The organism is Exiguobacterium sp. s48 (assembly GCF_018617395.1).
In the GTDB taxonomy this organism is placed as follows: domain Bacteria; phylum Bacillota; class Bacilli; order Exiguobacteriales; family Exiguobacteriaceae; genus Exiguobacterium.
This window is the reverse complement of the sequence record NZ_JACSKC010000001.1, coordinates 1,346,539-1,372,130: the sequence shown is the minus strand read 5'-3', so window position 1 is coordinate 1,372,130 and position 25,592 is coordinate 1,346,539. Positions and strand designations below refer to the sequence as shown.

Here is a 25,592-nt window from a genome sequence, read left to right as displayed (position 1 = left end):
CCTCCTGTTAAGTCTGTATCTTACATACGAAGATCAAGTGGGAAGGTTTCAACAATTTTTTGACACGTTGTTCATCACTTCCCTAGCCCTTCCTCGAAAGAGCTATGATACAATAATGAGCGTGAAAGGGGCAGATACTGATGCAAAATATCGTACGTACAGCTCAAGTCGTTGAGCGTTTTAAACTTCAAGTCATTGCGGGAGAAGAGGGGCTTCATCGTCCGGTCGCGACACCTGACCTGAGTCGACCGGGTCTCGTCCTTGCCGGCTACTATACGCACTATGCGAAGAACCGCCTGCAAGTGTTAGGAAAAACAGAGTTAACGTTTTATGCGAGTCTCTCAGAAGAGAAACGCCGGGAGCGTGCCCGCATTTTATGTACGGAACAGACACCTGGGATTTTGATCACACGCGGCTTTGACATTCCGAAAGAGATCGAAGAGGAAGCGGAAGCGGCGAACGTCCCTCTCATGCGGACGAATGCGGTGACGACATCCATCGAGTCACAAATCACGAACTTCTTGGAGATGGAGCTTGCACCGATGACGGCGATGCACGGCGTGCTCGTCGACATTTACGGTGTCGGTGTCCTCATCAAAGGACAAAGTGGTGTCGGTAAATCGGAGACCGCGCTTGAACTCGTCAAACGGGGGCACCGTCTTGTCGCGGATGACTCGGTCGAGATTCGTCAAACGGGTGACCAACTCCTGGTCGGGTCAGCGCCGAAGCTCATTCGTCACTTGCTTGAGATTCGCGGGATCGGCATCATCGACGTCATGACATTGTTTGGTGCGGGTGCGGTTCGGTCACATAAAAAGATCAGTCTCATCGTCAACTTGGAAAACTGGGATCCGGGCAAAGTGTACGATCGTGTCGGACTTGACCATAACACGATGAAAATCATCGATAGCGAAGTCCCGCTTCTGACGATTCCTGTTCGACCTGGTCGAAACTTGGCGGTCATCATCGAGGTGGCAGCGATGAACTATCGTCTGCAAAACATGGGAATCAATACGGCTGAAGAGTTTGCGGAACGTCTCGCGAACGCGATTCAGGACACTGAAGGAGACTTGTGATCATGGTAGAACCGACATTTGATCGTGTAGCGTTTGAGATTGGCTCTTTACCAATCTATTGGTACGGCATGATTATTGCCTTTGGCGCGATGCTTGGACTCATCCTCGCCTTATTCGAAGCCAAACGAATCAACTACGACTCAGAACGACTCGTTGATGTCGTCATCTGGTCGATTCCAATCAGTATCATCTTTGCCCGGATTTATTATGTGACGTTCCAATGGGATTATTATTCAGAAAACCTTGGTCAAATCATCGACATCCGTCAAGGTGGGATTGCCATCCACGGGGCCATCTTTGGCGCACTGCTTGTCGTCATCGTTTACTGCATGCGAAAATCGATGTCGTTCTGGAAAGTGACGGACATCTTGGCACCATCGCTTCTCTTGGGACAAGCCGTCGGACGCTGGGGAAACTTTATGAACCAGGAAGCCCATGGCGGCGAGACGACGCGTAGTTTCCTTCAGGATACGCTCATGCTACCGGACTGGATCGTCAATCAGATGTATATCGACGGGGCTTATTACATTCCGACATTCTTATATGAAAGTGTGTGGAACATCACAGGGGTCATCCTCCTTGTCGCATGGCGCATGATCGGAAACCCACGACGCGGGTACATCTTCTTGTCTTATCTCGTCTGGTACTCGATTGGACGTTTCTACATCGAGGGACTTCGTACGGACAGTCTCATGTCAGGCGATTTGCGTGCGGCCCAGATGGTGTCCATCGCTATGATTCTGTTCGGGATCGTCATGATGATCCTTCGTCGCAATGCGAAACGATATAACGACCCATCAGAGAAAGGACTGTTTGATTAATGGATACGCTCTTATTTGACTTAGACGGCACATTGCTTGATACGAACCCGCTCATCATCGCAAGTTTTCGTCATACGTTTGAATACTATTTCCCGGAACAGACGTATCGGGACGAAGACATCTATCGCTTCATCGGACCTACGCTTGAAAAATCGTTCCGGGAACTAAATGAACCGGAGTGGAAAGAGATGCAGGCGTTCTATCGAAGCTTCAACATCGCGATGCACGACCAACTCGTCGCAGAGTACCCGGGTGTGATTGAAGGGCTGTACCGACTCCATGCAAAAGGCTATAAGATGGGAATTGTGACGTCGAAAGGGCGTCCTGTCGTCGAACGTGGACTCCGTTTGTTCGACATCGACCACTTGTTTGACGTCGTCGTGACGGCGGACGATGTGAAAAACGAAAAGCCCCACGCTGAGCCGGTCGAACGTGCCCTTCAAGCACTCGGTTCGTCAGCGGAACGTGCCGTCATGGTCGGAGACAACGACACGGATATCTTCAGCGGGAAGAATGCTGGAACGAAAACGGTCGCTGTCGGTTGGGCCCTCAAGGGGCGCCCGTTCCTCGAATCGCTCGAACCTGACGTCATCATCGACTCGATGGAACATTTCGAGGCATGGCTCGACGAGGTCGGCGTTCATGCGTAAGACAAAACGGTATCGAATCGATGGACCGAACCCGCTATGGCAGATGTATCGGACCATTCGATTCCTACGTGTCTTCAAAAACACGTCAGTCGTGCTCATCGGACGTTACTTTCCGTCTGTGAAGGCGAAACGTTGGCTTTACCAGACGTTCCTCGGAATGAAGATAGGCGAGCATAGTGCGCTCGCCCTTATGGTCACACCGGACGTCATGTTTCCAGAACGCATCACGATCGGCCGGAATACGGTCATTGGCTTCAACTCTACGATTCTCTGTCATGAATATCTCGTCGACGAATATCGGATCGGAGACGTCATCATCGGTGACGAGGTGTTGATTGGGGCGAACGTCACCATCTTGCCGGGCGTGACCATCGGAGACGGAGCAGTGGTCGGCGCGGGTGCGGTCGTTCATCGTGATGTCCTACCGGGAGAACGGGTCGTCGGTGCAAAGCTTCAATCGTTGACACATATTTGACACAATTTTTCGCAAAATGATTTCACGACGATTTTGTTTAAATGTGATCAAGAATACTTGAGCGGTATCACTTTTTTTTAAAGAGATGCCGTTTTTTTATGGATACTTGTACAGAAATGCCGTCATCATATTTTCGTTCAAAAACAATTTTTGGACCTAGTAAAAAATATTCATTATAGAGGGAATATAGTCGCAATTTTTTTTAACTTTTTCAGTTGCTCTCGTTGTTCGAGTGCGGTATTCTTATCCCTGCAACTAAAAAAAGATTTAGAGATGATGTGGAGGATTTAGAATATGGAAGCGAACTATGAAGCAGTATTGACGCTACCCGAACCAGAATCTCCGCTCGCTGCGGAGCTCCACTACTATAGAGGTCGTCGTGCGTTACGAGAAGGTCGCCTAGATGAAGCGACTTTTTTCATGGCTGAAGCGACAGCGGCAGCCACGCATCGCGTCGACTATCATAAACAGTATGCAGAACTGTTATTTGAAGTAGGGGAGGTCTACCACGCCAATGATGTGTGGAAACGAGTATTAGAGCTCGATGAGACCGCAACAGAGGCGCTATACCATTTAGCCAGTAACTGTGCCTATGTCTCTCAATATGAAGAAGCGGCGAACTATGCGTCCGAGTACCTTGCGCGTGACACAAAAGGTCACTACACGGAAGCCGTGCAGTCCCTTCTCGAACTGATCGAACTCGAACAGGAGCTCGAAGACGAAGAGGAAGACGAATTGATCACGTGGCATACGGAAGCACAACGTCAAATCGATAAAGGACGGTTATTTGCGGCGAAAGCTACGCTCGAACGTCTGATCGGACAGTACCCTTCGTTCTGGCCGGCCTATAATAACCTATCGGTCGTCAGCTTTTACCTCGGTGATGATCAAGCGGCATTTCGGACACTCGAATATGTGCTCGATCAAAATCCAGGTAACTTGCATGCCATCTTGAACACGATTCTCTTGCTTCATGAAGCGGGACAATCGGAAGCCGCGGTGCAATTGTCAAAACCGCTCACCCATGTTCGGCCGCTCCAATTTGATTTACGTTATAAATTGGCGACGACACTCGCACTCGTCGGGCATTACGACCGTGCGTATGAAGAATTGCGTTTATTGAAAGACCGCGGATTCCGCGGGGACCCATTGTTCGGGCATTGGCTCAGTGTGTCTGCCTATAAGACAGGACGATTCGAAGAGGCGGCCACTTACTTGAACAAGGAAGAAATGAAACAGTTCGAAGAGAAACAGAGCTTCGATATCCGAGAAAATCTCGAATTTCGTTCGGCGCTCGTCCAAGGACTGCGTCAAGAGAGTGATTTAGCTCGAATCGAGATCATCCGAATCATCTCCAACTTAAAGGATGACGAGGCGTTTGAAGCGCTCGCGTTGACAAACGTAGTGACAGAAAATGAAACGGTCCGTGCATTCGCCGAGATGTGTCGTGCCGACCTTTGTCAGCAACCGTTCACAGGTGATGCTCGGGTCAAACGCGCGTTTGACGCGCTCGTCTTGGCGGAAGCGCATGTGTCAGAAGCGGAACGGATGAGCCTTGAAGGTGATTTCTATGAGCGTTTCGCGACACTTCTCATGTCGGATGAAGCATTTATGGACGTAACGGCATCGGCCGCTGCGCTCGTCTGGATGTTTTATACGAAACGAGATGCGTTGATTCTCGAAGACTGTGCGAATGCCTTCCACCTTTCAGTCGACACGTTGACGGAAACGGTCCGTTCGTTCAAGCAGACACTCGAACAAGCATAAAGATAGACGATACCCATACAGGTTTCTTATACTAAAGGCAATCAATTTCTTGCAGAGGTGGAATCAACATGACAGAAGAAAAAATTTATGACGTCATTATCATCGGTGCCGGTCCTGCCGGAATGACCGCTGCGCTATATGCTTCACGTGCGAACCTTTCAACGCTTATGATCGAACGCGGGATTCCAGGTGGCCAGATGGCCAACACGGAAGACATCGAGAACTATCCAGGGTACGACAGCATTCTCGGTCCTGACTTGTCTCAAAAGATGTTCGACCATTCGAAAGCGTTCGGAGCGGAGTATGAATATGGGGACGTGCAACGCATCTCGGATGAAACAGAATATAAAATCGTGCATGCGCACAATCGTGACTATAAAGCACGTGCGATCATCCTCGCCTCTGGTGCTCAGTATAAGAAAATCGGCGTACCGGGTGAAGAAGAACTCGGTGGCCGTGGCGTATCGTATTGTGCGGTATGTGACGGAGCCTTCTTCAAAGGAAAAGAGTTATTCGTCATCGGTGGTGGCGACTCGGCTGTTGAGGAAGGTGTCTTCTTGACACGTTTCGCGGATAAGGTGACAATCGTTCACCGTCGCGATGAGCTCCGTGCGCAAAAGATTCTTCAAAAACGTGCGTTCGACAATGAGAAAATCGACTTCATTTGGAACCACACATTGAAAGAAATCACGGAGAAAGACGGTAAAGTCGGTGGCGCTCGACTCGTTAGCACGGTCGACGGTACAGAGACAGACTACGAGATCGATGGTGTCTTCATCTATATCGGGATGAACCCGATCACTGGATTTGTCCAAGACCTCGGCATCACAAACGAGCAAGGCTACATCGTCACGAACGAGGCGATGGAAACGAATATCCCTGGGATCTTCGCTGCCGGTGACGTGCGTGAGAAAACGCTCCGTCAAGTCGTCACAGCGACGAACGACGGATCGATTGCCGCTCAGAACGCTCAACACTTCATCGAGGGGCTCCTCGAATCGTTGCAAGAACAAAACGCATGATTCAAGACGGGAGGACTGCGGGGAACCGCGGTCCTTCTCTTTTTTTCGGACGTTCGTTATACTAGATGGAGAGAGCTACACACACGGCTCGGTTGTCAATTTTAAGGGGGCGTCAGCGAGATGGAAGATTTTAAAGGATTAGAAGAATTGATCATCATCAGTGGGATGAGTGGGGCTGGGAAATCAGTCGCTATGAATAGTTTTGAGGATCTTGGCTATTTCTGTGTCGATAACTTGCCACCGGTTCTCTTGCCACAATTGATCGATGTCATCAGCTCGGTCCGACCGAAAATCGCGGTCGCCATCGATACACGTACGAGAGACTTTATCGATAGCCTGTTCATCGTCATCGACGATTTAGAAAAGAAAAATGTCCATCCGCATCTCCTATACTTAGAGACACGAGACGATGTGCTCGTCCGTCGCTATAAAGAAACGAGACGGTCCCATCCGCTCGCACCGGAAGATGCACCACTCGTCGGCATCAAGATGGAGCGTGAGCTGTTAGAAGGATTCCGTGACCGGGCTCACACGCTCTATGATACGAGTGAATTGAAGCCGCAGATGTTGAAGGACCGCATCCTTCAACAATTCAATGAGGAACGAATCCCGTTCACGGTCAACTTTATGTCGTTTGGTTTCAAACATGGGGTGCCGCTCGATATCGACTTGTTGTTCGATGTCCGTTTCATCACGAACCCGTTCTACATTCCGGAACTCCGTCCGCTTACAGGTCAGACGACGGAAGTGCAGGAGTATGTCATGTCCCATCCAGAGGCGCGAGCGTTTTATAAGAAGTTGATCGACATGCTAGAGTTCCTCCTCCCGCAATATAAGCGAGAAGGAAAGACGCAAGTCGTCGTGGCATTCGGCTGTACCGGTGGGAAGCATCGGTCGATCACATTCGCCGAGAAAGTATCGGAACATTTCGCTGAGCGTTATAACGTGAAGACGGTTCACCGTGACCTCGCTCATGCGACAAAGGAGAAGTGACATGAGACGAGAACGGAAAGTAGTCGCCATCGGTGGGGGGACAGGATTGTCCACTCTTGTCCGTGGACTGAAACATTATCCGCTCGATATTACGGCAATCGTCACGGTCGGGGACGACGGTGGAAGCTCAGGGCGGCTTCGTGACGAGTTTCATATGTTACCGCCAGGAGACATTCGTAACGTTATCTTGGCCTTATCGGAAGTCGAACCGTTAATGGATAAGATTTTGCAATATCGCTTTGATACCGGATATGGCTTAGAAGGACATTCGCTTGGGAACTTGATGCTCACGGCAGCGACCCACATCTGTGAGGGTTCGTTCGTGAAAGCGATCGATGTCATGTCGCAACTCTTGAACGCGCAAGGAAAGGTATTGCCTGTGACAGAGACGCTCATGACGCTCGCGGCCGAGTTTGAGGACGGTACCATCATCAAAGGGGAATCCAAGATTCCGCTCCATCAGCAACCGATTAAACGTCTGTTTTTACTCGAGGATGGCATCGAGCCTGCCGCGGGCGTCGTTGAGGCCATTGAAGCGGCGGACGTCATCGTGCTCGGTCCGGGGAGTCTTTATACGAGTATTATCCCGAACCTGCTCATCCCAGCGGTCCGAGAAGCCATCGTCCGCTCAAAAGTCCCGGTCGTCTACATTTGTAACGTCATGACACAGCCGGGTGAGACGAAAGGCTATGATGCGATGAGGCATTTGAAAGTCATCGAATCGTATCTTGGGAAGGCATCGATCGATACCATCGTCGTCAATAATGAGCCGATTGATGAAGAATATTTAGAGCGTTACCGGGAGGACGGATCGGAAGAGGTCCGTTTCGACCGCAAGAAACTTCGGAACTATGGCACGAACGTCCTCGCAGGGGACATCGTCGATTATAACCGGGAGTACATCCGTCACGATTCCGACGCCATCGCCGGACTTGTCATGCAACGGGTGCTCCGCATCAAGAAGCCACGCTCGTTTCAAGAATTAGAATTGAAATAAGGAATGTTGGAAAGAGAGAAAGGAGGGGGACTCGATGAGCTTTGCATCAGACGTGAAAAAAGAATTAACACAACTTGAAGTGAATGACGCTGAAGCGAAAGCAGAATTATCGGCACTCGTTCGAATGAACGGCGTCATCTCGCTCGCCCTTGGACGAGGCATGACCCTCGATGTCTCGACAGAAAATGCCTCGATCGCCCGTCGCATGTATTCATTGATGAAACGCCTGTATGATCATCCGTTAGACTTGTTCGTCCGGAAGAAAATGCGTTTGAAAAAGAATAACGTCTACATCGTCCGGGTATCACAGCATGCGGAGACGATGCTTCGGGACCTAGAGATTCTCGGGGAGAACTACGAGATGATCCGGACATTGAACTCGGATATGACAGGTGACGAGAATCTGGCGCGTGCTTACTTGCGTGGCGCTTTCCTCGCGGGTGGTTCCATTAATCATCCAAAAACGTCGTCGTATCACCTCGAAATCTATAGTTTATATGAGAACCACAACCATTCGCTACGTGATTTGGCGAACCGATTTGAGCTGAACGCGAAGACGCTCGAACGGAAAAAAGGACATATCCTATATATGAAAGAAAGCGAGAAAATCTCAGACTTCCTCAAGTTGATTGGGGCGACCCGAGGTATGCTGGAGTTTGAAGATGCGCGCATTATTAAAGATATGCGCAACTCTGTCAACCGCCTCGTCAACTGTGAGACGGCCAACTTGAATAAAACGGTCGGGGCGGCTTTGCGTCAAGTCGAGAATATCAAATTCTTGGAGCGGACGGTCGGGCTTGACGTCTTACCGAAGAAATTGCGCGAAATCGCCGAACTGCGTGTCACGCACCAGGATGTCTCGTTACAGGAACTCGGTGAAATGCTCGAATCCGGTCCGATTTCGAAGTCAGGAATCAACCATCGACTTCGCAAAATTGATCAGATTGCCGAACGTGTGCGTAGCGGTGACGAAATCGCATCCTCGTGACGCGGTTGCACCAAAACCATTCTTCCTATATAATAAGCAATTGTGTATAGGTTTTATGAAAAGCGAATTAAAGGAGCTTCATCATTATGTCGAATGAAAAGAAAAGATTATCGCTCACGATTGACGCTAAGCTCGACCAGGTCATCACAGAGCGCGCAAAAGAAATCGGGATTCCAAAAAGTGCACTCGTCACGTTTGCCACTAGCCTCTTCTTGAATCAGCTTCGTGCGGAAGAGTTGTTGAATGGAGATAAGAACGCGATCTACGAAGTCATTCGTAAAGACTACGAGTTGCTCACAAGCGTAAAGAATCTAGATAACTAAGTGAAAGGTTGACTTCGGTCAGCCTTTTTTAGTTGCATCTCTGTTGGAAATTTGGAATAGTGGTGGTAATGAATTTGAACGGAGGTCGATTGAATGGGTCAAATCTTACTCATCCTACTGCTACAACTTGTTTACGTTCCGGTATTAACGCTACGGACGATCATGCTTGTGAAAGGGAAGACCGTCATCGCCGGTTTATTTGGAACGCTAGAAACGCTCATCTATATCTTTGCGCTCGGGATCGTGTTCCAAGATTTGACGACGGTCGGAATGATTGTGTACGCGGTCGGATTCGGACTTGGGATTTTACTTGGTGGCTTTGTCGAACGGAAGCTCGCCATCGGTTACAACATGATTCAAGTGCATACGAAAGAATATCCGGCGGAACTCATCCAACAGATGCGCGACAATGGATATGGTGTCACGCATTATCAAGGGCAAGGACGTGACGGGGTTCGTTATCGTCTCGACGTATTGGCGGCTCGGACACGAATGAAAGAGTTGCGTGAACTCGTTGAGAAGCATGAACCAAAAGCATTCCTCGTCGCATTCGACCCGATCGACTTCAAGGGCGGTTATATGATGAAAGGACTGCGTCGTCCGAAATGACGCAACGGACTCACGAAAGTGGGTCTTTTTTTGTGGAAGTAGGGATTTTACGTCATCACAGGGAACTAGTGAAGAAAGGAGATGAGACCGTGAAGCGTAATCGACGTTTTTGGATTGTCCTGCTATGTTTACTTGTTGGGGTGGGCGTCATCTATTTTGCGGTGACGTTGTTTGGTGACGGGGAAGATCCAGTCAAACCACCGCTCCCGACGGTTCGGGTCGGATCGGTGACAGCGGAAGTAGAACAGTCAACGTATTGTTGGGAATCCGGTAATCAAGCGACATGTGCAGACTATGGGATGCCGGAAGCGGATGACCTTCAACTGATTACCGTCAAACCGGGCGACCGAATCGATGTTGTCTATCATGCCGACCCGATGGAGTCGAGTTTCAATCGAATTGAGTATGGCGAACTCGTCCCTTCAGAAGCAATCGTCCCAGATGAACCTGGGGTCTATCTGTATGAAATCGGTGGGGAGTGGAAACAAGGCGATAGTCGTTATGTATTCGGTGTCCGAGTTCCTGAAAAGTAAGCCTTGACCTGCCTCTAAGGGACGACTGTACAGTGAAGATAGGAGGTGGGAAAACAGTGATTCCGGTTGGGAGAGTGGCACATGTGACCGGGTTGTCGGTCAAAGCGATCAAATTTTATGAAGAACGTGGATTAGTCCGTCCGACACGTACCGACAATCAGTATCGAATGTACGGAATGGAAGAAATTCGACGGTTGAGTGAAATTAAGCGATTGCGCCAAATCGGACTCCGTCTAGAACAAATCCAGTCGGGTCGATCGATTGGAGTACTATTGGAAACACGATTGGATGAAGTTCAAGCAGAAATGGAACGCCTTCATCGAATCGAGAGGCAGATTCGATTGATGCAATCAGGAGGGAACGACATGAAGATTCGATACGAGACGTTGAATGAAGCCACCCCTGTCTATGGATATGGTGGTACATTAAAGGAGATTCCGAAATTGTGGGGCAAGCTTCAACTAGAATTGACGACGGACGAGTCGTATGGGGTTTGTCTTCCGCAGGAGAACGGTTATGTCGCGGGGATGACAAAGCCGGTGTCGGCGGAAGGCGCGCGCTGTGTTGAACTGACGACAGGGAACTACATCGTCGCCACGGTGGAAGGAGGCATCCCGATGATCCAATCGACGTATGAACAGTTGTTGAACGTTCCGGACGTGACGTTACGAGATGCGGTCGACTTTGAACGGTATATCCACGGGCAAGGGGGAGCGGACGACATCATTGAGATTTGGATGCCCATCGAATAGAGAAAAGAACGCATCCACTGATGCGTTCTTTTCTTAAAGGAAATGATGGAGATGTAACGTATTTTTAGCTTGCTCCGGAGTGAGATGGAAGGCATGCTCAGTAGCGCCCTCTAGTAAATTCTGTTCAATTGGTTCTAGTTCATATGTGTAAATCCCGTCCTTGAGGTCGGGAGTTCCGATGATGGTTACGGGAATCGGATGTTCTAGCGATTTCATTAGAATGGAGAACTGTAAAAAATCGTTTGGCGGTAAGAATAGTGTTGTATACAACTTGAACGACTTGTTTTCTTCCATCGATACTAAAGCCGGTGCGCGGCCCAAATCAGACAGGAACGACTGGATGCGAGAAAAAATCATTTGAACGGGAATCAGCATCGTGTGACCATCGAGTGAACTCACTTCCGTTGGGGGTAAATACGTTTGGTCAAGAAGACGAATCATCTGCTCGCTCTCGACTGGCGGACTGAAAAGATAACCTTGAATCGTTTGCACGCCATGGTCTCGCAACCAGTTCAAGTCACGGAAACATTCGACACCTTCAACCACAACCTCCATGCCAAACTCTTTCGCAATATACATCAAGCTTCGGACGATGGCCTGTGATTTCACATTTTCATGAATGCCATGTGCAAAAATCCGATCAATCTTAATAATTTGGACATTATAATCCTGCACGTATGCGAGTGAGGAGTAACCGGTCCCGAAGTCATCGAATGACACAGTGATGCCATAAGAATTTAACGTCTCAAACACGGCCTTCATTCGATCACGGTTTTCCAGCAGCGTCGATTCCGGAATTTCAATTTCTAAATAACGAGGAAGGATGTTGTGTTTCGTATAGGATTGCTGAATTTGTTGCATATAGTTATCTAGATAGAAATAGGAAGCCGGAATATTTATTGAAATCGGGATGCACGTAGGTAGCTGATTCATAAATCGACATACTTCTTCGATTAAAAAATCCGTCAGTTCCACAATCTGTTGGTTGTGCTCAATCAAGGGAATAAACTCAACAGGCGAAATAGGTCCCCAAGTCGGATGCATCCATCGCATTAGTGCCTCAGCACCAACAATTTTGCCTGTCCACGCATGAACTTTCGGTTGATAGACAACAAACAGTTCTCGATTCTTGATGGCGGTGCGTAAATCATTAATCAACGTATAGCGACGCAAGGATGGTAAATCGACACTCGATGAGTAAAATGCCAAATTAGAATGTCCTTGTGTGTAAGCGTGATTCGTCACCTGAACGGTATGGGCAATCAGTTCGTTTGCCGTCATCCCGTCATGTGGGGAACGACAGACACCGACAGAAACGTGTGGGAAGATTTCATATTCACTGATGCTATAAGCGCGTTCAGATAAGGTGATTAACTTTTCACCGAAACGCCGGGTTCTCTCGTCCGTCCAATAACAAGGAATGACGATGCAATATAAATCCTCATAAATGACAGCTAATAACGCATCATCTGGGACGTAAGGTTGGAGCTCGGCAATCGTTACTGCATTCCATTCATCTGCCAATTCAAAGCCGAGTGTCTCTTTCACCTCTGTGTAGTGATTGAAAGAAATTCCGATCATGGTGACGGATTGCGCGTCTCCTAACAGTTCTTCGATGTGTGTCTTTAATGTATCTCGATTGGTGATTCCCGTAATCGGATCTACTGTTCGTAATGTGGTGATTTCTTGTTCCTGTTCTTGCAGTCGTGTAATATTTTTTAAATAGGAACGGTAACCGGTTACATTTTTATCTGGATCCCATAGCGGTTCACGCTTCTCTTCAACCCATTTCAATTCATCGTTCACATATACGCGGTATATGTAAGTACCGGATTCACCCTTTAACGTCTCATGACGAGAGGAGATGAGCAGTTCCAGATCTTCCGGATGAAGAAATTGCTTCCAAAATTCGAGAGTGATGTCAGCGGGCTCGATCTCAAATCCGATCATACGGAATAGACCGGGGGAAACGTGTTGGAATGTATCGCTCTGGAAGTCAAACTCCATCATCCCGGCTTCGATAAACTGATTGAACTTCTCAATCTTCTCATTGTCGGTTTGGTAGATGGATTGATCAATCACCGCGCAAGTGAGTAGTTTTCGATCCGTGGATAAATGACTACGTACAATGAAGGGATAGTATTGCGACTCATCCAAATGAAAGATGCGCACAACAGACTCCCGCATCTCCATCTCAGGGTCAATCATCAACTCACCAAGAATCTTTAAATACACATTCAAATCATCAGGATGGAGTAACTGTTTAAAGAGTAGTGGTGTATGTGTTTTAGATGAAAAAGAGGCGAGTCCGAACATATTTTTCAATGATCCAAATGTTTCGAAATAGTGAGTCTCTAAATTGAACTCAAATAAGGCGAGACCGTGGATGTCGCCAAAAACTTGACGATAAGCATCGAAGCGTATGCGTTCTCGTGCGAGCTCAATCGCATTCGTTCGTTCCATCACTGTGAACACCATAGTGATTTCAGGGTAGACGGAGACAGGGACGGGCATCAATTGAAATAGACGGTTCGACGATTGAAGATGAACTTGAATCTCATCGCCTACCGTGGGATTTGATTCCGCTAATGGAATCAAATCGTTCGAAAGTGTTTCAACAAATATGTCGATTGATTCTGAAAGCAACTTTTCGAACGAAGGATTGACGAGCAAAATTCCGTCATCTTTGGTAAGGGCACATATGGCTTCAGGTGAATGCATCCAATACTCCAATAATGAGACATGACCATACGAATCATCAAACGGAATAATTGAACTGAAATGTAATAATTTTTTCAAAATAAACCTCCCGATTTGGCTTATATAATCTATTTATTCCTATTTATTATAGGATTATCGCTCTAAAAAGGGGGTCAATATCTTTTTGAACTGTAGATTGTCCAGTTTGATCTAAAAAAAGACACACATCCAATCAGGATTGTGTGTCTTCAGAAAATTAACGTGTCATGACCTTGTCGATCAGACCGTAGTCTTTCGCTTGGTCAGCTGCCATGAAGTAGTCACGCTCTGTATCGCGCTCGATGACTTCAAGTGGCTGGCCAGTGTTTTCTGCCATGATTTGGTTTAACTTTTCACGCATTTTGATGATGCGTTCCGCGTGAATCTTAATGTCTGACGCTTGGCCTTGCGTGCCGCCGAGCGGTTGGTGAATCATGATCTCTGCGTTCGGTAATGCGAAGCGTTTTCCTTTTTCACCGGCTTGGAGCAAGAAGGCACCCATCGATGCAGCCATTCCGATACAAATCGTCGACACGTTTGGCTTGATGAAGTTCATCGTGTCATAAATCGCCATACCCGCTGTAATCGAACCTCCTGGGCTGTTGATGTAGAGTGAGATGTCCTTCTCTGGATCCTCAGCTGCGAGGAAGAGGAGCTGTGCGACAATCGAGTTCGCCACGTTGTCGTCAATCGCACTTCCGAGAAGGATGATACGGTCTTTGAGCAAGCGTGAGTAGATGTCATACGCGCGCTCCCCACGGCCTGTCTGTTCGATAACTGTTGGAATTAACATTGAATCTGCCTCCTTTATGTAGGTTGTAATTTCATCATACCTGTATAGTCAATGTTGGTCAAACGATAGTCATCGTTTTTCACCTATTCCACGATTTTTGCGTCGTGAAACGAAAAAGAGGCCAGGCAATCTGCCTGACCTCAACATCTGATACACCCGGAGAGATTCGAACTCCCGACACCTGGTACCGGAAACCAGTGCTCTATCCCCTGAGCTACGGGTGCATATGTGTGACACGAATTTATTATACATTTGTTTTATTAAAAAAGCAATCCTGTTCGTTATGCTTTTTTGAGCATGAAGGAAGCGGGTTCGTTACAATGGAAGTGAGGGGGGAGAGCGATGCAACGGCAAGAGCAAAAACAAGTCCAACAGCAACAGATGACGCAAGATCTCATGCAGCGGTTACCGGTGCTTGAAGCGGACCGTCTCGCACTTACGTTTCGTCTAGCGCGTTTGGCGCGACACAATTCAAACATTCATGTTGGGAGTGGGGACCTTGGATGGGTCGCGGATGCGGCGAGCGCGTTCGAAGAGAAGTTGTTCACCCAGATCCGGGAAGGGAGCGGGAGCGAATCGGAACAAGAACTTAGACGACAACTTGTCCTCTTGCTCGATCATCGGGGACTGTTGCCGGACACGAATGAGGTGTTGGCGGAACGACTCGGTGTCGACGTCGCCCAAATCGAACAGGCGAGACAGGCACTCTTATTCCTTGAACCGACGGGGATCGGAGCAAAGACGGAACGAGAGTGTCAGTATCGGCATGCGATTGAACATGAGGACCCTCGTGTCGTCGATGTATTCGATGCGATTGAGAGTGGGGTAAGCTATCAACAGATGGCAAGCGTACTCGAAATTACAGATGAAGAGATCGCACGTCTAGAGCGCATCGTCGCGACACTTCCAAAACGTCCTCTATTATATGAAGAAACGGGTCAGGTTTTTCCAGAAGTTGAAGTACGATACGAAGAGGGAAGACTTGTTACAAAATGGCTCAGTCCGGAACTCGACGAAACGCGTGTCGGGAATGACCGTGAGGCGAAATGGTGGATGACATCGCTTGCGATGCGGAATGAGACGTTACGTGAAATCTGGTCAGTCATCGAGTCTCGTCAGACCGAGTGGCTAAAAGGTGAACTCGTGCTCCATCCGCTGACCCGCCGGACCGTGGCGCAACAAATCGGAAAGCATGAATCGACGGTCGGGCGAGCGATTCAAGGGAAGTTCGCTAAGACTGAAGGTGGCATCATGGAGTGGCGACACTTTTTTGTCCGTTCGACGAGTCATGGACATTCGCCATTTATGATCAAACGAACGCTCGCAGAACTGATTCAACGGGAAACGGCACCGCAAAGTGACCAGACACTTGCGAACGAGCTCGCTCGATACGGCTATCACGTAACAAGGCGGACCGTGACGAACTATCGGGAAGAACTCGGATTCGGTAACTCGCGTGAGCGCGAGCGACAGTTGTGGAAGGGATGACAAATATGAAATTTACATTATATAAACGTGACAATTGTTCACTGTGTGACGAGGCGCTCGTCATGCTCGAATGGTTACAAGAAGATTATCCAATCGAACTCGAACAGGTCGACATCACGGGAGACGAGGTACTCGAGGCGAAGTACCTCTTCGAGATCCCTGTTCTCATACACGAAGGGAAAGTCATCAGTCAAGGGCGATATGATGACAACAAAGTTGAAGATTTTGTTAAGTATACGCTTACATCGAAAAAAAACGTTTGAAGGGGTTGCCAGACGGAAAAGTGATTGATAAGATGAACTCGTAGCGGTGGGACGCAAATAAAAAAGTGGGACAAAAATTGTCCACACTGAAAGTCGAGGGGGTATGAGCATGATCCAGCAACTGATTCACGTTCAGAAGCAAATTGTCCCTGACCTGCTCGATACGCTCCGACATCGTTACGATATCTTACATTATGTCCGCTTGATGCAGCCGATTGGCCGCAGGACACTCGCAACGAGTTTGGGACTGACCGAACGGGTACTCAGACGAGAAGTTGACTTTTTGAAAGACCAAGGTCTTCTTTACGTCGCTACTCAAGGAATTTCCCTCAGTGAGACGGGACGAAACGTCTTACGAGACTTGCACGAGATCATGGGAGAACTTCTCGGAATCTCAGAAGTGGCAAGAGAGCTCGAAGAGAAATTAGGGGTTCGCCAAGTCGTCATCGTACCGGGTGACTCAGATGAGACATTCTGGGTTCAACGCGATATCGGACGTGCGGCGGTCACGCAACTAAAAGCGCGGCTCGCACCGGATGATAATGTGATTGCGGTAACGGGAGGAACGACGATGGCATCGGTTGCGGCGATGATGTCGCCCGATAAAAAAGAACGCCCGATGCATTTTGTGCCCGCACGTGGGGGTCTCGGAGAAACGCTTGAGCTTCAAGCGAATACTGTCTGCTCACGCATGGCGGACCGGGCCCACGCAGACTATCATCTTCTACATATTCCGGATGAAGTATCGCAAGAAACGTTTGACCGGATGGTAGAGGAACCTAGCATTAAAAACGTGCTGGAAATGATTAGAGCGGCTCGAATTGTGGTACATGGAATTGGTGAGGCAGAAACGATGGCAAAGCGCCGTCACGCATCACCGGAGCATTTGCGGATGATTGAACGGCATGACGCCGTCGCCGAGGCATTCGGATATTATTTCAATGCTGAAGGTGAAATCGTCCATCGCGTCAAGACGGTCGGGATCCAACTCGAAGAGCTGGATGACATGGATACCGTCATCGCGGTTGCCGGAGGGAAATCGAAGGCACAGGCGATTGCCGCTTATGCGAAACACACGTCGAACATCATTCTCGTCACAGACGAAGGTGCGGCGAAAGAATTATTAACTTGTTATTAAAGAGTTGACCCCCCGTTGGCTCTTCAATAAATAGCTTCTACCCTAAGGAGGAAATTAACATGGCAGTAAAAGTTGGTATTAACGGATTTGGACGTATCGGTCGTTTGGCATTCCGCGAGATCATCAAAAACGAAGGAATCGAAGTTGTTGCAATCAACGACTTGACAGACACGAAGATGCTTGCGCACCTTCTCAAGTATGACACGACACAAGGTCGTTTCGACGGAGAAGTTGAAGTACACGACGATCACTTCCTCGTAAACGGAGAGAAAGTTATCACGCTTGCTAACCGTAACCCTGAAGAACTTCCATGGGGAGACCTCGGTGTAGACATCGTTCTCGAATGTACTGGATTCTTCACTTCAAAAGAAAAAGCTGAGCTTCACTTGAAAGCTGGCGCGAAGAAAGTTGTTATCTCTGCTCCTGCTACAGGTGACATGAAGACTGTTGTTTACAACACAAACCACGATATCCTCGATGGTTCTGAAACAGTTATCTCAGGTGCTTCTTGTACAACAAACTGCTTGGCTCCAATGGCTAAAGTACTTCAAGACCAGTTCGGAATCGTTGAAGGTCTCATGACGACAATCCACGCTTACACTGGCGACCAAAACACGCTTGACGCTCCACACCCGAAAGGTGACTTCCGTCGTGCGCGTGCAGCTGCAGCGAACATCGTCCCTAACACAACAGGTGCTGCAAAAGCAATCGGTCTCGTAATTCCTGAACTTCAAGGAAAACTTGACGGTGCTGCACAACGTGTACCAGTTGCTACAGGTTCACTCACTGAGCTCGTAACTGTACTCGACAAGCAAGTATCTGTTGACGAAGTAAACGCAGCAATGAAAGCAGCAGCAAACGAGTCGTTCGGTTACACTGAAGACGAAATCGTTTCTTCTGACATCGTTGGAATCACATACGGTTCACTCTTCGATGCGACTCAAACAAAAGTAATGACAGTTGGCGACAAGCAACTCGTTAAGACAGTTTCTTGGTACGACAACGAAATGTCTTACACTGCACAATTGGTTCGCACACTCAAGCACTTCGCTAACATCGCGAAGTAAGTTCGTGAACTAAATAGAATCAAATAGGAGCGGAAACAAGAGATTGTTCTCCGCTCTATTTATGAAATGACATGCACGACATATGGAGGCGAAAGTTATGAACAAACAGTCTATTCGTGACATCGATGTAAAAGGGAAACGCGTCTTTTGCCGCGTTGACTTCAACGTTCCACTCAAAGATGGCGTCATTCAAGACGAAACTCGGATCCAAGCTGCACTTCCAACAATCAAGCACTTGCTTGACGGTGGTGCGAAGCTCGTCCTTGCGAGCCACCTCGGCCGTCCAAAGGGCGAGAAGAACCCTGAGTTCTCACTTGCTCCAGTAGCGAAGCGTCTCGCTGAGCTCCTCGGAAAAGATGTACCGCTCGTCGAAGAAGCATACGGCCCGGTCGCAGAAGAAGCGGTCGCTAACCTCTCTGAAGGCGATGTCGTCGTTTTAGAGAACGTTCGTTTCTACCCAGGTGAAACGAAAAACGACCCTGAACTTGCAAAAGGATTCGCAGCACTTGCTGACGTATACGTCAACGACGCGTTCGGCGCGGCTCACCGTGCACACGCTTCAACTGAAGGGATTGCACACCACGTGGATACAGCTGTTGCTGGTCTCTTGATGGAAAAAGAACTTGAAGTTCTCGGTAAAGCTCTTTCTAACCCAGACCGTCCGTTCACGGCGATTATCGGCGGGTCGAAAGTAGCGGATAAGATCGGGGTCATCGACCACCTTCTTGACATCGTTGACACACTCATCATCGGTGGCGGACTCTCGTACACGTTCTCGAAAGCACTCGGGCACGAAGTTGGGACGTCACTCCTTGAAGAGGATAAGCTTGACCTCGCTCGTCAATTCATGAAGAAAGCAGAAGATAAAGGCGTGAAATTCTTAATGCCAATCGACTGCGTCATCACAAAAGAATTTGGCGAAGAAACGTATGTCGGCCCAGTCGATATCGACTCGATCCCAGCGGATCACATGAGTCTTGATATCGGACCGAAGACAGTCGAACTTTACGCGGATGCGATTCGCGAATCGAAACTTGTCGTTTGGAACGGACCGATGGGCGTATTCGAACTCGATAAATACGCAAACGGAACGAAAGGTGTCGCTCAAGCACTTGCGGACAGCGATGCATATTCAATCATCGGTGGTGGTGACTCAGCCGCTGCGGCAGCCAAGTTTGGTCTTGCTGACAAGATGAGCCACATCTCAACTGGTGGTGGCGCGTCACTCGAATTCATGGAAGGTAAAAAACTTCCAGGTGTCGAGGCGTTGAACGACAAGTAATTTAGAGGAGGGTTATCGATGCGTAAACCGATTATTGCAGGTAACTGGAAAATGAACAAAACACTCTCGGAAGCTGTCGCTTTCGTGGAGGAAGTTAAAAACAACATCCCGTCTACTGACAAAGTAGATGCAGCGATTGGTGCTCCGGCACTTTTCCTCGCACCGATGGTAGAAGCAGCTAAAGGGTCAAACTTAAAGCTCGGTGCACAAAACATGTACGACAAAGATAGCGGTGCCTACACTGGCGAAATTAGCCCAGTAATGGTCGCTGACCTCGGCGTGACGTATGTCATCCTCGGTCACTCAGAACGTCGCGAGTACTTCGGCGAATCAGATGCGTTCATCAACAGCAAAACGAAAAAAGCGTTCGAACACGGTCTTACGCCAATCGTTTGTGTCGGTGAAACACTTGAAGAGCGCGAAGGCGACAAGTTCGAAGAAGTCATCAAAACACAAGTCGAAGGCGGTCTCGCTGACCTCTCTGCTGATCAAGTCAAACAACTCGTCATCGCGTACGAGCCAGTTTGGGCAATCGGTACAGGTAAATCAGCGGACGAAGCTGACGCACAAAGCTCTTGTAAGTATGTTCGCGACGTGGTGAAAGGTCTTTACGGTGAAGACGTAGCGGCTGCAGTACGCATCCAATACGGTGGATCTGTTAAACCTGAGAACATCAAAGAGTACATGGCACAAGAAGACATCGACGGCGCACTCGTCGGCGGTGCTTCACTTGAAGCCGCTTCGTTCCTCAAATTGTTGGAGGCGATTTAAATGGCTAGACCAGTCGCACTCATCATCTTAGATGGTTTCGGGATGCGTGACGAATCGTTCGGTAACGCGGTCATGGCTGCGGACAAACCGAACTTCGATCGCTACTGGGAGCAGTATCCACATACGCTCTTAAACGCAAAAGGCGAGTACGTCGGTCTTCCAGAAGGACAGATGGGGAACTCGGAAGTCGGTCACTTAAACATCGGTGCCGGCCGAGTCGTCTATCAGTCACTCTCACGCGTCAACAACGCAATCAAAGACCGTTCGTTATTCGACCGTCAGGCGATGAACCATTTGGCAGGACATGTGAAGAAGCATGACTCGAGCCTTCATATCATGGGCCTCGTATCAGATGGCGGGATTCACTCGCACATCAATCACATGTTTGCTATCGTTGAGTTCGCAAAACTCCACGGCATCGAAAAAGTGTACATTCACGCGTTCACGGACGGCCGTGACTGTGATCCGAAATCAGGAGCTGGTTTCCTCAAGGAAACAGAAGAAAAGCTTGCTGAGCTCGGTGTCGGTCAAGTCGCTAGCGTGTCTGGTCGCTACTATGCTATGGACCGCGACAACCGTTGGGAGCGCGTCGAGAAAGTATATGACGTCCTCGTAAACGGCAAAGGCGAAGTCGGTACGGACCCAGTCGAGGTTCTCGAGAAGTCGTACGAGAACGATTTGACGGATGAGTTCGTCTTACCGACTGTCATCGAAAAAGATGGCAAGCCAGTCGCAACAATCCAAGACAACGATGCGATCATGTTCTTCAACTTCCGTCCGGACCGGGCAATCCAGTTGTCGAAAGTGTTCAAAGAGAAAGCCGGATTCGAAGGCTTCAAACTCTCGGACAAACATCCTGAGAACCTTCTCCTCGTTTCGATGACGAAGTACTCGGATGACGTCGACACGGATATCGTGTTCCCACCGGAAGATTTGAAAAACACACTCGGGGAAACACTCTCTGCACAAGGATACAAACAACTCCGTGCCGCAGAAACAGAGAAGTACCCACACGTCACGTTCTTCTTGAACGGACAAAAAGAAAAACCATTTGAAGGGGAGGATCGTCTCCTCGTCCCTTCACCGAAAGTCGCGACATACGACTTGCAACCGGAGATGAGCGCGTACGAACTTACGGACGGCTTGCTCGAGCGGATCGAGTCGGATGAGTATGATGCATACATCATCAACTTCGCGAACCCGGATATGGTCGGTCACTCAGGGAAGCTTGAGCCGACGAAGAAAGCGATTGAAGCGGTCGACGAATGCCTCGGTAAAGTAGTGGACGCATTACTTGCTAAAGGTGGCGCGGCCATCATCACAGCGGACCACGGGAACGCAGACATCGTCACGAACCCGGATGGCTCGCCGATGACGGCGCACACGACGGAACCTGTTCCGTGTATCGTCACAAAAGAGGGAGTCGAACTGAAACCAGTTCTCGAAGGCGCACTTTGCGACCTCGCCCCAACCCTTCTCGACCTTCTCGGTGGAGAGCAACCAGCTGAAATGACTGGTTCGTCAATCGTTACAAAATAATACAACTATTTTTCAAGCGAAAAGGAGCGATTTTTCATGTCAATGATTACAGAAATTTACGCACGCGAGATTTTAGATTCACGCGGTAACCCATCAGTAGAAGTAGAAGTCTTCACAGAAGACGGCGGTTTCGGCCGTGCCCTCGTCCCATCAGGCGCATCAACAGGTGAGCACGAAGCAGTTGAGCTTCGCGATGGCGACAAGTCACGTTACCTCGGTAAAGGTGTCTTGAAAGCAGTTGCGAACGTGAACGACACGATCGCACCAGAACTTATCGGCTACGATGTCTTCGACCAAAACGCAATCGATGCGAAAATGATCGAACTCGACGGTACGCCAAACAAAGCAAAACTTGGTGCAAACGCAATCCTCGGTGTGTCAATGGCAGCCGCTCACGCAGCAGCAGATGAGCTCGGTCTTCCACTTTACACATACCTCGGTGGATTCAACGCGAAGACACTTCCAACACCAATGATGAACATCATCAACGGTGGTTCGCACGCGGACAACAACGTGGACTTCCAAGAGTTCATGATCATGCCTGTCGGCGCGCCAACATTCCGTGAAGCGCTCCGTATGGGTGCTGAAGTATTCCACGCCCTCAAATCAGTTCTTTCTGGTATGGGTCTTAACACAGCTGTCGGTGACGAAGGTGGTTTCGCACCAAACTTGAAGTCTAACGAAGAAGCAATCACAGTTATCCTTGAAGCGATCGAAAAAGCTGGTTACAAACCAGGTGAAGACGTCTACCTCGCAATGGACGTTGCCTCTTCTGAGTTCTACGACAAATCAACTGGTAAATACGAACTCGCTGGCGAAGGCAAGTCACTCACAACTGCTGAGCTTGTAGACTTCTACGCTGAGCTCGTTGACAAATACCCAATCCTCTCAATCGAAGATGGTTGTGACGAAAACGACTGGGATGGCCACAAGCTTCTCACAGACAAAATCGGCCACAAAGTTCAACTCGTTGGGGATGACCTCTTCGTAACGAACACATCGAAACTTGCTGAAGGTATCGAAAAAGGAATCGCAAACTCGATCCTCATCAAAGTTAACCAAATCGGTACGCTCACAGAAACATTCGACGCGATCGAAATGGCTAAAAAAGCTGGTTACACAGCAGTCGTCTCTCACCGTTCTGGTGAAACAGAAGATGCGACAATTGCAGACATCGCTGTTGCGACAAACGCTGGACAAATCAAAACTGGTTCACTTTCACGTACAGACCGTATCGCGAAATACAACCAACTTCTCCGCATCGAAGACATGCTCGGCGATGTAGCGAAATACGACGGCATCAAGTCGTTCTACAACCTCAAAAAATAATTGATTGTTTCAGGTCCGCTTTATGGCGGACCTGTTTTTTTATGGATGTTTTTCAACCCGTCCTGGCGGCACCGGTGCTTTCTGCAGGCAATCCACGGAGCCTCCTCGCGCTTACGTGCTTGCGGGGTCTCCGCGAGATTGCTTTCCTGCAAGAGTCACGGTGCCGCTTCGACGGGCGCGAACGCTCTGTGTCGAACCACCTCGTGTTGTATACTGAACGTGACTGACAAAAAGTAGGGGGAAATTGGATGAACCAATCGAATGAGCAAGAAAAAAGGTTGAGCGGTGGGAACGTGTCAACTGTCTATAAAAAGGGGAATTACGTCTATCGCACTCAAAAGGAAGGCAGCGAGCGTATTCATCGATGGTTACGTCACTTGGAGGCAAAGCAACTTTCCGGAGTACCGCGTTTTATTGGAATCGATGATCGAGGAAGAGAAGTGTTAACTTACTTGGAAGGAGAAACCGCAGACTATCCCTTGAAGTCTTACATGTGGTCCGATGAGGCGATTCAGGATGTTGCACGACTAATGAGACGTATACATGATGCGTCGACAGATTTTGAGTGGTCGTCAGATTGGTCACCGATTGACAACACGCCTCAACCGCTAGAGGTCATCTGTCATAACGATTTCGCCGTCTACAATACGATTTTCCATGAAGGAAAAGTGGCGGGAGTCATCGATTTTGATTTGGCCGCACCGGGACCGCGGGCTTGGGATATCGTCTATGCCCTTTATACGTTCGTTCCGCTCAGTCGTCGCCATCAAGCTGAAACAGGGGAAGTCGTCTATTATGATGCCGATCGAGACGATGCAATCTATAACAAGCGGGTATCCTTGTTTCTCGATGCCTATGGTTGGGAGCAAGCGGAGGTCGACTTGTTCGACATGTTACAACGACGCATCGAAGCGCTCTGTCTGTTGATGAAACGAAAAGCCGCGGAAGGAGACATCGCCTTCCAAAAGATGATAGACGAAGGGCACTACGATCATTATCAAGAGGAACTTCGATTCATTCGAACGCATGGACGGGAGTGGTTCTGAAACATTCGGGAGCGGGAATATATAAAGTGAAGGACGAGTAAGGGGGCGATTCTCGTGATGATGTTAGGATTCCTCTTCTTAGTATTGCTCATCGGATTCGGCATTTGGTACTATCTCAAATCGCAGCGAGATGACGATTGGTCGTGACATTTTTGTCACGACCTCTCTTTTGTGTCAGAACACACAAAATTTGGGTATACTCTCTACATAACGAGTAAAGGAGCCAATGCTTATGACACGAGTACGTAAAGCCATCATCCCAGCCGCCGGTCTCGGCACCCGCTTCCTTCCTGCCACGAAAGCCATGCCGAAAGAAATGTTGCCGATCGTCAACAAGCCGACCATCCAGTTCATCGTCGAGGAGGCCGTCGCTTCAGGTATCGAGGACATCATCATCGTCACGGGGAAGAACAAGCGGGCGATTGAAGACCATTTCGACCGTGCGCTCGAATTGGAGCAGAACCTTGAATCGAAAGGGAAGACGCGCTTGCTCGAATCGGTCCGACACTCCTCGAACTTGGCGAACATTCACTACATACGCCAACAGGAGCCGAAAGGTCTCGGTCATGCGATCTGGTGCGCCCGGAAGTTTATCGGGGACGAACCGTTCGCCGTCTTACTCGGGGACGATATCATCGAATCCGACGTGCCGGCGACGAAGCAGTTGATTGACCAATATGAGGCGCACGAACGTTCGATCATCGGGGTACAGCGTGTCCCGTATGAAATGACGAACCGATATGGTATAATTGACCCGCTTGCCGTCGAAGGGAAGCTCATCCCGGTGAAGACGTTTGTCGAGAAACCACCTGTCGATGAGGCCCCGTCGAACTTTGCCATCCTCGGTCGCTACATCTTGAAACCGGACGTCTTTGAGGCGTTATCGGGGCAAGAGGCAGGAGCCGGGGGCGAGATTCAATTGACGGATGCGATCGCACGCTTGAATGAGGCGCAGACGGTCTTCGCCTACGAATTTGACGGTCGACGTTACGACGTCGGAGAGCCGATCGGGTTCGTCGAGACGACGATTTGCCACGCGCTCAGCGATCCTGATTTAAAAGATGACGTCCATGCCCTATTGAAACGGCTCGTGGACGAACTTGATCAACAGTAAGGTGTGTTATTTTTGAA

Annotated in this window: 25 protein-coding genes and 1 tRNA gene; 23 read left to right on the top strand and 3 right to left on the bottom strand. The window is 49.0% G+C overall.

Annotated features, from left to right (window positions below; all coding sequences use genetic code 11):
• The first annotated feature begins 140 nt into the window (after positions 1 to 140).
• From hprK to KNO66_RS06950, 13 genes are all read left to right on the top strand, one after another.
• Positions 141 to 1,076, top strand: coding sequence for an HPr(Ser) kinase/phosphatase (hprK, locus tag KNO66_RS07010; RefSeq protein WP_214741627.1), 936 nt, complete (start codon positions 141 to 143; stop codon positions 1,074 to 1,076).
• A gap of 2 nt (positions 1,077 to 1,078) precedes the next feature.
• Positions 1,079 to 1,897: a prolipoprotein diacylglyceryl transferase gene (gene lgt / locus KNO66_RS07005; protein WP_214741625.1), complete on the top strand. Its 819-nt coding sequence runs from the start codon at positions 1,079 to 1,081 to the stop codon at positions 1,895 to 1,897.
• Positions 1,897 to 2,547, top strand: coding sequence for a pyrophosphatase PpaX (gene ppaX / locus KNO66_RS07000; RefSeq protein WP_214741623.1), 651 nt, complete (start codon positions 1,897 to 1,899; stop codon positions 2,545 to 2,547). The genes lgt and ppaX overlap by 1 nt, the downstream gene beginning before the upstream one ends.
• Positions 2,540 to 3,022 carry an acyltransferase gene (locus KNO66_RS06995; RefSeq protein ID WP_214741621.1) on the top strand — a complete coding sequence of 161 codons (483 nt, stop codon included), beginning with the start codon at positions 2,540 to 2,542 and terminating at the stop codon, positions 3,020 to 3,022. The genes ppaX and KNO66_RS06995 overlap by 8 nt, the downstream gene beginning before the upstream one ends.
• Positions 3,023 to 3,316: 294 nt before the next feature.
• The gene (locus KNO66_RS06990) at positions 3,317 to 4,789 is read left to right on the top strand and encodes a tetratricopeptide repeat protein (RefSeq protein ID WP_214741619.1); all 1,473 of its coding nucleotides are present in this window, start codon (positions 3,317 to 3,319) and stop codon (positions 4,787 to 4,789) included.
• Positions 4,790 to 4,857: 68 nt separating this feature from the next.
• Positions 4,858 to 5,811: a thioredoxin-disulfide reductase gene (gene trxB / locus KNO66_RS06985; protein WP_214741617.1), complete on the top strand. Its 954-nt coding sequence runs from the start codon at positions 4,858 to 4,860 to the stop codon at positions 5,809 to 5,811.
• A 120-nt stretch (positions 5,812 to 5,931) separates the two neighbouring features.
• Positions 5,932 to 6,804, top strand: a complete 873-nt coding sequence (rapZ, locus tag KNO66_RS06980; RefSeq protein ID WP_031422867.1) for an RNase adapter RapZ — start codon at positions 5,932 to 5,934, stop codon at positions 6,802 to 6,804.
• Position 6,805: 1 nt separating this feature from the next.
• The gene (locus tag KNO66_RS06975) at positions 6,806 to 7,801 is read left to right on the top strand and encodes a gluconeogenesis factor YvcK family protein (protein WP_214741615.1); all 996 of its coding nucleotides are present in this window, start codon (positions 6,806 to 6,808) and stop codon (positions 7,799 to 7,801) included.
• A gap of 34 nt (positions 7,802 to 7,835) precedes the next feature.
• Positions 7,836 to 8,789 (top strand): DNA-binding protein WhiA, encoded by a 954-nt coding sequence (gene whiA, locus KNO66_RS06970; protein ID WP_214741614.1) that lies wholly within the window; start codon positions 7,836 to 7,838, stop codon positions 8,787 to 8,789.
• A gap of 86 nt (positions 8,790 to 8,875) precedes the next feature.
• Complete coding sequence (locus tag KNO66_RS06965; protein ID WP_012726920.1) at positions 8,876 to 9,112, top strand: hypothetical protein; 237 nt, start codon at positions 8,876 to 8,878, stop codon at positions 9,110 to 9,112.
• 93 nt (positions 9,113 to 9,205) lie between these two features.
• Positions 9,206 to 9,721 carry a DUF2179 domain-containing protein gene (locus KNO66_RS06960; protein ID WP_214741613.1) on the top strand — a complete coding sequence of 172 codons (516 nt, stop codon included), beginning with the start codon at positions 9,206 to 9,208 and terminating at the stop codon, positions 9,719 to 9,721.
• Positions 9,722 to 9,810: 89 nt separating this feature from the next.
• Positions 9,811 to 10,254 (top strand): hypothetical protein, encoded by a 444-nt coding sequence (locus tag KNO66_RS06955; protein ID WP_353048542.1) that lies wholly within the window; start codon positions 9,811 to 9,813, stop codon positions 10,252 to 10,254.
• A gap of 56 nt (positions 10,255 to 10,310) precedes the next feature.
• The gene (locus KNO66_RS06950; RefSeq protein WP_353048464.1) at positions 10,311 to 11,006 is read left to right on the top strand and encodes a MerR family transcriptional regulator; all 696 of its coding nucleotides are present in this window, start codon (positions 10,311 to 10,313) and stop codon (positions 11,004 to 11,006) included.
• Positions 11,007 to 11,039: 33 nt separating this feature from the next.
• Here the strand turns inward: KNO66_RS06950 and KNO66_RS06945 are convergent, their stop codons facing one another.
• From KNO66_RS06945 to KNO66_RS06935, 3 genes are all read right to left on the bottom strand, one after another.
• A complete protein-coding gene (locus KNO66_RS06945) occupies positions 11,040 to 13,805 on the bottom strand; it encodes a putative bifunctional diguanylate cyclase/phosphodiesterase (protein WP_214741610.1) in 2,766 nt (921 codons plus the stop codon).
• Between the two features lie 157 nt (positions 13,806 to 13,962).
• On the bottom strand, positions 13,963 to 14,538 hold the full coding sequence (gene clpP / locus KNO66_RS06940; protein ID WP_012726916.1) for an ATP-dependent Clp endopeptidase proteolytic subunit ClpP: 576 nt from the start codon (positions 14,536 to 14,538) through the stop codon (positions 13,963 to 13,965).
• Positions 14,539 to 14,689: 151 nt separating this feature from the next.
• Positions 14,690 to 14,762: transfer RNA gene (locus KNO66_RS06935), tRNA-Arg, on the bottom strand.
• Between the two features lie 118 nt (positions 14,763 to 14,880).
• On the opposite strand from KNO66_RS06935, the gene KNO66_RS06930 reads away from it, so the two are divergent.
• The 10 genes from KNO66_RS06930 to galU all read left to right on the top strand — a co-directional run bounded on the left by KNO66_RS06930 (position 14,881) and on the right by galU (position 25,575).
• Positions 14,881 to 16,026 (top strand): RNA polymerase factor sigma-54, encoded by a 1,146-nt coding sequence (locus KNO66_RS06930; protein WP_214741609.1) that lies wholly within the window; start codon positions 14,881 to 14,883, stop codon positions 16,024 to 16,026.
• A gap of 5 nt (positions 16,027 to 16,031) precedes the next feature.
• Positions 16,032 to 16,289, top strand: coding sequence for a glutaredoxin family protein (locus tag KNO66_RS06925; RefSeq protein WP_251128070.1), 258 nt, complete (start codon positions 16,032 to 16,034; stop codon positions 16,287 to 16,289).
• A gap of 109 nt (positions 16,290 to 16,398) precedes the next feature.
• Positions 16,399 to 17,427, top strand: a complete 1,029-nt coding sequence (locus tag KNO66_RS06920) for a sugar-binding transcriptional regulator (protein ID WP_012726913.1) — start codon at positions 16,399 to 16,401, stop codon at positions 17,425 to 17,427.
• A 59-nt stretch (positions 17,428 to 17,486) separates the two neighbouring features.
• Positions 17,487 to 18,494, top strand: a complete 1,008-nt coding sequence (gene gap / locus KNO66_RS06915) for a type I glyceraldehyde-3-phosphate dehydrogenase (protein ID WP_214741605.1) — start codon at positions 17,487 to 17,489, stop codon at positions 18,492 to 18,494.
• A gap of 97 nt (positions 18,495 to 18,591) precedes the next feature.
• A complete protein-coding gene (locus KNO66_RS06910) occupies positions 18,592 to 19,776 on the top strand; it encodes a phosphoglycerate kinase (RefSeq protein WP_214741603.1) in 1,185 nt (394 codons plus the stop codon).
• Between the two features lie 18 nt (positions 19,777 to 19,794).
• A complete protein-coding gene (gene tpiA, locus KNO66_RS06905; RefSeq protein WP_078147302.1) occupies positions 19,795 to 20,547 on the top strand; it encodes a triose-phosphate isomerase in 753 nt (250 codons plus the stop codon).
• Entirely contained in the window at positions 20,548 to 22,086 is a 1,539-nt protein-coding gene (gpmI, locus tag KNO66_RS06900; protein WP_214741601.1) for a 2,3-bisphosphoglycerate-independent phosphoglycerate mutase, read from the top strand. It begins immediately after the preceding gene.
• A 36-nt stretch (positions 22,087 to 22,122) separates the two neighbouring features.
• Entirely contained in the window at positions 22,123 to 23,415 is a 1,293-nt protein-coding gene (eno, locus tag KNO66_RS06895) for a phosphopyruvate hydratase (protein ID WP_012726908.1), read from the top strand.
• Positions 23,416 to 23,663: 248 nt separating this feature from the next.
• Positions 23,664 to 24,461, top strand: coding sequence for an aminoglycoside phosphotransferase family protein (locus KNO66_RS06890; protein ID WP_214741600.1), 798 nt, complete (start codon positions 23,664 to 23,666; stop codon positions 24,459 to 24,461).
• Positions 24,462 to 24,693: 232 nt separating this feature from the next.
• Entirely contained in the window at positions 24,694 to 25,575 is an 882-nt protein-coding gene (gene galU / locus KNO66_RS06885) for a UTP--glucose-1-phosphate uridylyltransferase GalU (RefSeq protein ID WP_214741598.1), read from the top strand.
• Positions 25,576 to 25,592: the final 17 nt, after the last annotated feature.

Coding starts and splice junctions, on each gene's coding strand:
- lgt (WP_214741625.1), top strand. CDS start 1,079: ATGGTAGAACCGACATTTGATCGTGTAGCGTTTGAGATTGGCTCTTTA.
- gap (WP_214741605.1), top strand. CDS start 17,487: ATGGCAGTAAAAGTTGGTATTAACGGATTTGGACGTATCGGTCGTTTG.
- galU (WP_214741598.1), top strand. CDS start 24,694: ATGACACGAGTACGTAAAGCCATCATCCCAGCCGCCGGTCTCGGCACC.
- ppaX (WP_214741623.1), top strand. CDS start 1,897: ATGGATACGCTCTTATTTGACTTAGACGGCACATTGCTTGATACGAAC.
- eno (WP_012726908.1), top strand. CDS start 22,123: ATGTCAATGATTACAGAAATTTACGCACGCGAGATTTTAGATTCACGC.
- KNO66_RS06910 (WP_214741603.1), top strand. CDS start 18,592: ATGAACAAACAGTCTATTCGTGACATCGATGTAAAAGGGAAACGCGTC.
- KNO66_RS06930 (WP_214741609.1), top strand. CDS start 14,881: ATGCAACGGCAAGAGCAAAAACAAGTCCAACAGCAACAGATGACGCAA.
- KNO66_RS06965 (WP_012726920.1), top strand. CDS start 8,876: ATGTCGAATGAAAAGAAAAGATTATCGCTCACGATTGACGCTAAGCTC.
- KNO66_RS06920 (WP_012726913.1), top strand. CDS start 16,399: ATGATCCAGCAACTGATTCACGTTCAGAAGCAAATTGTCCCTGACCTG.
- rapZ (WP_031422867.1), top strand. CDS start 5,932: ATGGAAGATTTTAAAGGATTAGAAGAATTGATCATCATCAGTGGGATG.
- tpiA (WP_078147302.1), top strand. CDS start 19,795: ATGCGTAAACCGATTATTGCAGGTAACTGGAAAATGAACAAAACACTC.
- KNO66_RS06890 (WP_214741600.1), top strand. CDS start 23,664: ATGAACCAATCGAATGAGCAAGAAAAAAGGTTGAGCGGTGGGAACGTG.
- KNO66_RS06990 (WP_214741619.1), top strand. CDS start 3,317: ATGGAAGCGAACTATGAAGCAGTATTGACGCTACCCGAACCAGAATCT.
- whiA (WP_214741614.1), top strand. CDS start 7,836: ATGAGCTTTGCATCAGACGTGAAAAAAGAATTAACACAACTTGAAGTG.
- KNO66_RS06960 (WP_214741613.1), top strand. CDS start 9,206: ATGGGTCAAATCTTACTCATCCTACTGCTACAACTTGTTTACGTTCCG.
- clpP (WP_012726916.1), bottom strand. CDS start 14,538: ATGTTAATTCCAACAGTTATCGAACAGACAGGCCGTGGGGAGCGCGCG.
- hprK (WP_214741627.1), top strand. CDS start 141: ATGCAAAATATCGTACGTACAGCTCAAGTCGTTGAGCGTTTTAAACTT.
- trxB (WP_214741617.1), top strand. CDS start 4,858: ATGACAGAAGAAAAAATTTATGACGTCATTATCATCGGTGCCGGTCCT.
- KNO66_RS06925 (WP_251128070.1), top strand. CDS start 16,032: ATGAAATTTACATTATATAAACGTGACAATTGTTCACTGTGTGACGAG.
- KNO66_RS06995 (WP_214741621.1), top strand. CDS start 2,540: ATGCGTAAGACAAAACGGTATCGAATCGATGGACCGAACCCGCTATGG.
- KNO66_RS06975 (WP_214741615.1), top strand. CDS start 6,806: ATGAGACGAGAACGGAAAGTAGTCGCCATCGGTGGGGGGACAGGATTG.
- gpmI (WP_214741601.1), top strand. CDS start 20,548: ATGGCTAGACCAGTCGCACTCATCATCTTAGATGGTTTCGGGATGCGT.